4 protein-coding genes, 3 tRNA genes and 2 pseudogenes are annotated in these 8,351 nt (G+C 70.3%); 5 read left to right on the top strand and 4 right to left on the bottom strand.

All coding sequences use genetic code 11. From position 1 onward, the window contains the following. A pseudogene (locus tag BZL64_RS19060) lies at positions 1 to 509 on the top strand (DNA primase); the annotation flags it as partial. A 77-nt stretch (positions 510 to 586) separates the two neighbouring features. Beyond that, positions 587 to 1,962, top strand: a pseudogene (locus tag BZL64_RS19055) (RNA polymerase sigma factor). Positions 1,963 to 1,995: 33 nt separating this feature from the next. On the opposite strand, the gene BZL64_RS19050 reads toward BZL64_RS19055, so the two are convergent. The 4 genes from BZL64_RS19050 to BZL64_RS19035 form a co-directional block, all read right to left on the bottom strand. After that, the gene (locus BZL64_RS19050) at positions 1,996 to 3,924 is read right to left on the bottom strand and encodes an ABC transporter ATP-binding protein (protein ID WP_086770394.1); all 1,929 of its coding nucleotides are present in this window, start codon (positions 3,922 to 3,924) and stop codon (positions 1,996 to 1,998) included. Continuing rightward, on the bottom strand, positions 3,924 to 5,657 hold the full coding sequence (locus tag BZL64_RS19045) for an ABC transporter ATP-binding protein (protein ID WP_086770393.1): 1,734 nt from the start codon (positions 5,655 to 5,657) through the stop codon (positions 3,924 to 3,926). Before BZL64_RS19045 ends, BZL64_RS19050 begins: the two co-directional genes overlap by 1 nt. 125 nt (positions 5,658 to 5,782) lie before the next feature. Further along, a complete protein-coding gene (locus BZL64_RS19040; protein WP_086770392.1) occupies positions 5,783 to 7,237 on the bottom strand; it encodes an FGGY family carbohydrate kinase in 1,455 nt (484 codons plus the stop codon). A 51-nt stretch (positions 7,238 to 7,288) separates the two neighbouring features. Beyond that, positions 7,289 to 7,594, bottom strand: a complete 306-nt coding sequence (locus BZL64_RS19035) for a hypothetical protein (RefSeq protein WP_086770396.1) — start codon at positions 7,592 to 7,594, stop codon at positions 7,289 to 7,291. Positions 7,595 to 7,754: 160 nt separating this feature from the next. Between BZL64_RS19035 and BZL64_RS19030 the strand changes: the two genes are divergently transcribed. The 3 genes from BZL64_RS19030 (at position 7,755) to BZL64_RS19020 (ending at position 8,146) form a co-directional block, all read left to right on the top strand. Beyond that, a tRNA-Asn gene (locus BZL64_RS19030) sits at positions 7,755 to 7,827 on the top strand. Positions 7,828 to 7,832: 5 nt separating this feature from the next. Then, a tRNA-Asn gene (locus tag BZL64_RS19025) sits at positions 7,833 to 7,905 on the top strand. A gap of 167 nt (positions 7,906 to 8,072) precedes the next feature. Beyond that, positions 8,073 to 8,146, top strand: a tRNA-Ile gene (locus BZL64_RS19020). Positions 8,147 to 8,351 lie beyond the last annotated feature (205 nt).

The following is an 8,351-nucleotide window of genomic DNA, read 5'->3' as shown; positions in this document are numbered from 1 at the left end:
AGCATCCCGCCGCCGGCGGCCCCGCCCTCACCCTGCGCAACCCCGTCTACGCCACCGAACGCGAACTGCTCAAGCTCGCCCTCCAGCGCCCCGAACTGGTCTCCCCGGCCTTCGACGCGTACGGCGTCGACGAGTTCACGGCCGCCCCCTACGCCGCCGTACGCGAGGCGATCCAGGACGCGGGCGGTGCCGAGTCCGGCGTACAGGACGGGCAGGAGTACCTGATGCGGGTGCGGGACGCCGCGCCCGACGACACCGTGCGCGCCATGGTCACCGAGCTGGCCGTGGAGCCGATCATGCGGCGCGCGGTCGACGACGTGTACGCGGGCACAGTCCTCGTGCAGGTGCGCCGGCGGGCCGTGGAGCGCCGGGTCCGCGACGTCCAGGGCCAGCTGGCCCGGCTCTCCGCCGGCGGCGATCCCGCCCAGCTGGCCGCCGTACAGAACGAGCTGTGGGTCCTCCAGCAGTACGACCAGGCGCTGCGCGGGCAGGGAGCCGCTGCTCTCTGAGCAGGCCCTGACCAGCACCGTCAGCACCCGGTCACGGACCGGACGCAAAAAGTCATCGCACGCCCCTCGTGGCGGCGATGTGTCGTACTCCACACTGGGGTCCGGTACCTGAGACCGACCGGCATTCGGAGGGTGGGTCTGAGCCCTCGGAGCGCGGCCGATCCGTCCCCCGCGGGTCCCACACCCCGCGGTTCCGCTCGTCGCGGACGGGACGGACAGCGGTGAGGCCGCCTCCGCCCTCGAAGCAGCGCTGCCGCATCTTCCGGCAGCGATCACCCTGGAGGTCGCGCCCGTGCAGAGCCAGACCCTCATCCAGACCGACACCCGCGGCGACGGCACGGAACCGGACGGCGAGACGGGCGTCCTGGTCGCGGTGCCGCCGCAGAACCGTGCCGCGCGCCACCCGGAGACGGCCATGGAACCGGAGTCCGAGCCGGCGGACCCGGCACCGGAGAACCCACCCGCCGAGGCGCTCGTCGAGACGTCCGACGAGACCCCGGAGCCGGTCGAGACGCCCGCCCGGCGCTTCGTCGACACCTCCGCCCCGTCCTCCGACCTGTTCCGCCAGTACCTGCGCGAGATCGGCCGGATCCCGCTGCTCACCGCCGCCGAGGAGGTCGAGCTGGCCCGCCGCGTGGAGGCCGGCCTGTTCGCCGAGGCGAAACTGAGCGGCACCCCCGACGTGGACAGCGACCTCGCCCTCGACCTGGACAAACTGGTCGTCATGGGCCGGATGGCCAAGCGCCGCCTCATCGAGTCGAACCTGCGCCTGGTCGTGTCGGTCGCCAAGCGCTACGTGGGCCGCGGCCTGACCATGCTCGACCTCGTCCAGGAGGGCAACCTGGGCCTGATCAGGGCGGTCGAGAAGTTCGACTACGCCCGTGGCTACAAGTTCTCCACGTACGCCACCTGGTGGATCCGCCAGGCCATGTCCCGCGCCCTCGCCGACCAGGCCCGCACGATCCGCGTCCCCGTCCACGTGGTGGAGCTGATCAACCGCGTGGTCCGCGTCCAGCGCCGGCTGCTCCAGGAGCGCGGCTACGAGCCCACCGCCGACGAGGTCGCCGCCCAGCTCGATCTCGCCCCCGAGCGCGTCGGAGAGGTGCTGCGGCTGGCCCAGGAGCCCGTCTCCCTGCACGCCCCGGTGGGCGAGGAGGACGATGTGGCCCTCGGCGACCTCATCGAGGACGGCGACGCCGCCAGCCCCGTCGAGTCGGCGGCGTTCCTCCTGCTGCGGGAACACCTGGAGGTGGTCCTGTCGACGCTCGGCGAGCGCGAGCGCAAGGTCGTCCAGCTCCGCTACGGCCTGGCCGACGGCCGTCCCCGCACCCTGGAGGAGATAGGCCGCATCTTCGGCGTGACCCGCGAGCGCATCCGCCAGATCGAGTCGAAGACCCTGAACAAACTCCGCGACCACGCCTTCGCCGACCAGCTCAGGGGCTACCTGGACTGACAGGGGGCCGCCGCCCGAGCGGCCCCCGTCCCGTCAGTCGACCTCCGCCACCGCCTGGACGAACTGCGCCTTGTACAGGCGTGCGTACGCCCCCTCGGCCGTCAGCAGGGCGGTGTGCGTGCCCTGCTCGACGATCGCGCCGTTCTCCATCACCAGGATCGTGTCCGCGTCCCGGATCGTCGACAGCCGGTGCGCGATCACGAACGACGTCCGCCCGTGCGCCAGCTTCGCCATCGCCTTCTGGATCAGCACCTCGGTACGGGTGTCGACGGAACTCGTCGCCTCGTCGAGCACCAGGATCACCGGGTCGGACAGGAACGCCCGCGCGATGGTGATCAGCTGCTTCTCACCGGCGCTCACCCCGCTGCCCTCGCCGTCGATCACCGTGTCGTAGCCGTCGGGAAGGGTCCGGATGAACCGGTCGGCGTGGGCCGCCCGCGCCGCCTCCTCGATCTCCCCGCGCGTGACCTCGCGCGCGGAGCCGTACGCGATGTTCTCCGCGATGGTGCCGCCGAACAGCCAGGTGTCCTGGAGCACCATGCCGATCCCGGCGCGCAGTTCGTCTCGGGACATCCGCGCGATGTCGACGCCGTCGAGGGTGATCCGCCCGCCCGTGACGTCGTAGAACCGCATCAGGAGGTTGACCAGGGTGGTCTTGCCGGCGCCGGTCGGGCCGACGATGGCGACCGTGTGGCCGGGTTCGACGACCAGCGAGAGGTCCTCGATCAGCGGGGTGCCCGGGTCGTAGCGGAAGGACACGTGCTCCAGCGCGACCCGCCCGCGCAGTTCCTCCGGCCGCACGCCCGGCACCGGATCCGCCTGCTGCTCCTCCGCGTCCAGCAGTTCGAAGATCCGCTCGGCCGAGGCGACGCCCGACTGCACCAGGTTCGCCATCGACGCGACCTGCGTCAGCGGCATCGAGAACTGGCGCGAGTACTGGATGAACGCCTGCACGTCACCGATGGACAGCGAGCCGGTGGCCACCCGCAGCCCGCCGACCACGGCGACCAGCACATAGTTGAGGTTCGACACGAAGAACATCAGCGGCTGCATGATCCCGCTGTTGAACTGCGCCTTGAACCCGGCCTCGTACAGCGCGTCGTTCTCCTCGGCGAACTGCCGCGCCGACTCGTCCTGCCGGCCGAACACCTTCACCAGCGTGTGGCCGGTGTACATCTCCTCGATGTGCGCGTTCAGCTTGCCGGTGGTGCGCCACTGCTGCACGAAGTGCGGCTGCGACCGCTTGCCCACCCGCGCGGCGACGACCGCCGACAGCGGCACGGTGACCAGCGCGACCAGCGCGAGGATCCACGACACCCAGAACATCATCGCCAGGACGCCGACGATGCTGAGCAGCGAGTTCACCAGCTGGCCCAGCGACTGCTGGAGCGTCTGCCCGATGTTGTCGATGTCGTTGGTCGCCCGCGACAGCACCTCGCCGCGCTGACGCTTGTCGAAGTACGACAGCGGCAGCCGCGACAGCTTCGTCTGCACGTCCTCGCGCATCCGGTACATCGTGCGGTTGACGGCCCGGTTGACCAGCCGGGTCGCCACCGCCATGAGCAGGCCCGCGACCGTGAACACCACGAGGGCGAACAGCAGGACCCGGCCGACGGAGTCGAAGTCGATGCCCTGGCCGGGGGTGAAGTCGGTGCCGCGCAGCATGTCGGCGACATCGTCGTCACCGCGCTCGCGCATCGAGTCGAGGACCTGGTCCTTGGAGGACCCGGCCGGCATCTCCCGCCCGATGATGCCGGCGAAGACCAGGTCGGTGGCCCGGCCGAGGATCTTCGGCCCGATCACGTTGAGGCCCACGCTCAGGACGACGCAGAACAGCATCGCGTAGAGGGTGAGCCGCTCGGGTTTGAAGTGGCCGAGCAGCCGCCGGCCGGACACCTTGAAGTCCAGCGTGCGGCTCTCCGGCCCGGTCCCGGCCATCATGCGCCCCATGGGCCCGGCCATCAGGCAGCCTCCGCTTCCGTGAGCTGCGAGAGAACGATCTCGCGGTAGGTCTCGTTGTCCGCCATCAGTTCCTGATGGGTGCCCTCGCCCACGACCCGGCCCTCGTCGAGGACGACGATCCGGTCCGCCTCGCGGATGGTGGCCACCCGCTGGGCGACGATGACGACGGTCGCCTCGGCGGTCTCCCGGCCGAGGGCCGCCCGCAGCGCCGCGTCGGTGGCGTAGTCGAGGGCGGAGAAGGAGTCGTCGAACAGGTAGATCTCCGGGCGCTGCACCAGCGTGCGCGCGATGGCGAGCCGCTGGCGCTGACCCCCGGACACATTGGTGCCGCCCTGCGCGATGGGGGCGTTCAGCCCGCCCTCCAGCTTCCGCACGAACTCCTCGGCCTGCGCCACCTCCAGCGCGTGCCACAGCTCCTCGTCCGTCGCGTCCGGATTGCCGTACCGCAGGTTGGTGGCGACCGTACCGGCGAACAAGTACGGCTTCTGCGGCACGAGCCCGACGGTCCGGGCGAGCAGCGCCGCGTCGAGGTGCGCCACCTCGACGCCGTCGACGAGGACCTGCCCGTCGGTGGCGTCGAACAGCCGGGGGACCAGCCCGAGCAGCGTGGACTTGCCACTGCCGGTCGAGCCGATGACGGCGGTCGTCTCACCGGGCCGCGCCACCAGGTCGACGCCCTTGAGCACGGGTTCCTCGGCGCCCGGGTAGCCGAAGCCGGCCCCCCGGATCTCCAGATGGCCGTGGCGCCGCAGCTCGCGCACCGGCGCCTTCGGCAGGACGACGCTGGACTCGGTGTCCAGGACCTCCTGGACGCGCTCGGCGCACACCTCGGCGCGCGGCACCATCATGAACATGAAGGTGGCCATCATCACGGACATGACGATCTGCATGAGGTAGGCGAGGAACGCGGTCAGGTCGCCGATCTGCATCTCGCCGCTGTCGATCCGGTGGGCGCCGAACCACACCACCGCGATCGACGACAGGTTCACGGTGGTCATGACCACCGGGAACATCAGCGCGAGCAGGTTGCCGGCCTTCAGCGAGATGTCGGTGAGGTCGGTGTTGGCCTTGCGGAAACGCTCCTCCTCGTAGCCGTCGCGGACGAAGGCGCGGATGACGCGGTTGCCGGTGATCTGCTCGCGCAGCACCCGGTTCACCGTGTCCAGCCGCGTCTGCATGGACCGGAACAGCGGCCGCAGCCCGCGCACGATCAGCGTCACGCAGATGCCCAGCACCGGCACCACGGCGACCAGGATCCCGGACAGCGGCACATCCAGGCCGAGGGCCATCACGATGCCGCCCACGCACATGATCGGCGCCGACACCATCAGCGTGAACGTCATCAGCGCCAGCATCTGGATCTGCTGGACGTCGTTCGTCGTCCTGGTGATCAGGGAGGGCGCGCCGAACTGGCCGACCTCGCGGGCCGAGAAGGACTGCACGCGGTCGAAGACGGCCGCCCGCATGTCCCGGCCGAGCGCCGACGCCGTCCGGGCGCCGTAGTAGACGGCACCGATGTTGCAGACGACCTGCACCAGCGAGATGCCGATCATGACGGCGCCGTAGGAAAGGATGTAACCGGTGTCACCGTTGACGACGCCGTCGTCGATGATGTCGGCGTTCAGCGTGGGCAGGTAGAGCGTGGCGCAGGTCTGGAGGAGCTGGAGGAGCACCAGCAGGGCGATGGGTTTCTTGTAGGGCCTGAGATAGGTCCGCAGAAGTCGTATGAGCACGCTAGGTCTCTCGGAGTCGGCGGGGCTGGGGACATTGGTTGCCCCTGGCCCCTATCGTCCGACACTCCACCGGTGTTACCTCAACCGATTAAGCCGACAGCGTTGTGCTATACGGCCCCTCCGGCCTAGGAGCGGAACGCCGTCGGATGCGTCTGCTCCCGCACCGACACGTACTGCTGCCGCACCGCCTGCCCCACGGCCAGCTCGTCGCCCGGGTCCAGGACCTGCGCCGCCGGACCCGGCCAGGCCGGCGGCTGCCGCGGATCGAGCGTGCCCTGCGACACCCCGAGCGCCCAGGCCGCCTGCCGCGCCGCCCCGATCGCCGCGTAGTCCGCGGGCTGCGGTACGACGACCTGGACCCCGAACAGCGCGGGCGCCGCCGCCTGCACGGCCGGCAGCTCGGCCGCCGCACCCAGCAGGAAGACCCGCCGCACCTCCACACCCCGGCCGCGCAGCACGTCCAGCGCGTCCGCGAGCCCGCACAGCATGCCCTCGAACGCCGCACGGGCGAAGTGCTCCGGCTTCATCGACTCGCGCCGCAGACCGGTCAGGGTGCCCGCGGTGTGCGGCAGGTTCGGCGTGCGCTCACCCTCCAGATAGGGCAGCAGCACCAGCCCGTGCGACCCCGGGGTCGACTTCATCGCCAGATCGGACAGCGCCTCCAGATCGGCCACCCCGAGCAGGTCGGTGGCCCCGCGCAGGGTCCGTACCGCGTTCAGGGTGGTGACGACCGGCAGATGCATGCCGGTCGCGTCCGCCAGAGAGGTGATCATCCCGCTCTGGTCGATGAGAGCCTCACGGTGTACGGCCATCACGGACCCGGAGGCGCCCAGCGACACGACCGCGTCCCCGAGGCCGATGCCCAGCCCGAACGCGGCGGCCATGGTCTCGCCGGTACCGGCCGAGATCAGCAGGCCCTCCGGGGTCGTACCGGCCGCGTCAGAGGGCCCGATCACCTCGGGCAGCATCACCTGGTGACCGAGCGCCAGCTCCACCAGCTCGGGCCGGTAGCCGCCGATGGCCGCCGACCAGTACCCGGTTCCGGAAGCGCCACCCCGGTCGGTGGTGCGGCGCACCGGCCGCCCCAGCAGCTGCCACACGAGCCAGTCGTGGGCCTGGAGCAGCACGGCGGTGCGCAGGGCCGCGTCGGGCTCGTTCTTCGCCATCCAGCGCAGCTTGGTCACCGGCTGGGCGGCCTGCGGCACACAGCCGACCGCCTGCGCCCACGCCTCGCGCCCCCCGAGCGCGTCGATCAGATCGGCCGCCGCGACCTGCGCGCGTTTGTCGCCGCCGACCATCGCGGGGCGCACGGTGTTGCCCTGCGCGTCGAGCGGCACGATCGCGTTCTGCTGCGCCGACACGCCGATGGCCTGCACGCCTTCCAGCAGTCCGCCGCCGGCCGCCTCCCCGAGGGAGAGCAGCCAGGCCTGCGGATCCACGTCGGAAGGACGGCCGGCACCGTCGGAACCCTCCACCGGATGCGGCGCATAGCCCTGCCTGAGCACGGCCCCTGTGTCCGCGTCGCAGACGACGATGCGAGTGAATTCGGGCGAACTGTCCAACCCGGCGACTATCCCCATGGCCAAAATTCTGCCGCACCGCGGGGGGTGACCGCGTCGGCTCGGCCCGCCTCACCTATGACTGGTGCCCCAGTCGTCGGATCCGTCGCTGTGCGCGGACCGCTCCCGCAGGGACCGGACCCGGCCCGCGACCGACTCGGGCACCCGGTCGCCGACCTTGTCGCTGACGGCGTGGTACGCCTTGCCCGCGAACTGGCGGCCCTGCTGGGCCGCCGATTCCGCCGTGTTGCGCACGGCGGGGTTCTGCGCGACCTGCCTGGCGGACTTCTTCAACTGTTCGTAGCGCTCCCGCCCGGCCTTCGTGCCGAGCACGTAGCCAAGGGCGAGTCCGACGACGAATGTGAGCCGGTAGCGCATGACGGCCACCCTTCCCTCGTGTAGGTCTGCGGTGCGGCATCGGTGCCTGAGGGGAACCGATTGGCGGAGCACCCCCCTGCTTGCGCTAATGTATGTGTCGCAGACAGCGTCCGCCCCCTGGCGAATACCCAGGTGGGGGCGTTCGATGCAAACGAGGCATTCCTCCGTAGCTCAATTGGCAGAGCAGCCGGCTGTTAACCGGCAGGTTACTGGTTCGAGTCCAGTCGGGGGAGCTCGGTCCTCCGTAGCTCAATTGGCAGAGCAGCCGGCTGTTAACCGGCAGGTTACTGGTTCGAGTCCAGTCGGGGGAGCATCGTGATCGAGGACCCTTAGGGGTCCTTTTTCATGTCGCCGGGAACCGCGCAGGTCGCAGCGCGGTCCTCATGGTCAGCGGCGTCGGACCAGGCGGAGCGTGAGATCGTATGAGCGGCTATGCTGCGGCAGACGGCGCGCACACGTGTACGCGACACGCCGCTATGGGGCGGTAGCTCAGCCGGTTAGAGCAGCGGACTCATAATCCGCCGGCCGTGGGTTCGAGTCCCACCCGCCCCACCTACGCAGGCTTCTGACCTGCGGAAACGTTCTTTTTTGGGTGGCGGATCGTCAACTTTGCCTGAGCGGATTGAATCCGCTGCTCGTGAGTTCGGGGCCCGGCGGTGCTCCGGGAGTTCCAACCGCGTTTGACCTGCGGTGGAGTAGGTGATCGTGGTTGTCGCCAGCCTGGGGGATGACGGGCCCGGGGCTTGCTATCAAGATC

The sequence above is a fragment of the Streptomyces bobili genome (assembly GCF_002154575.1).
Lineage (GTDB): Bacteria > Actinomycetota > Actinomycetes > Streptomycetales > Streptomycetaceae > Streptomyces > Streptomyces bobili.
This window is presented reverse-complemented; position numbering and strand designations above follow the sequence as displayed.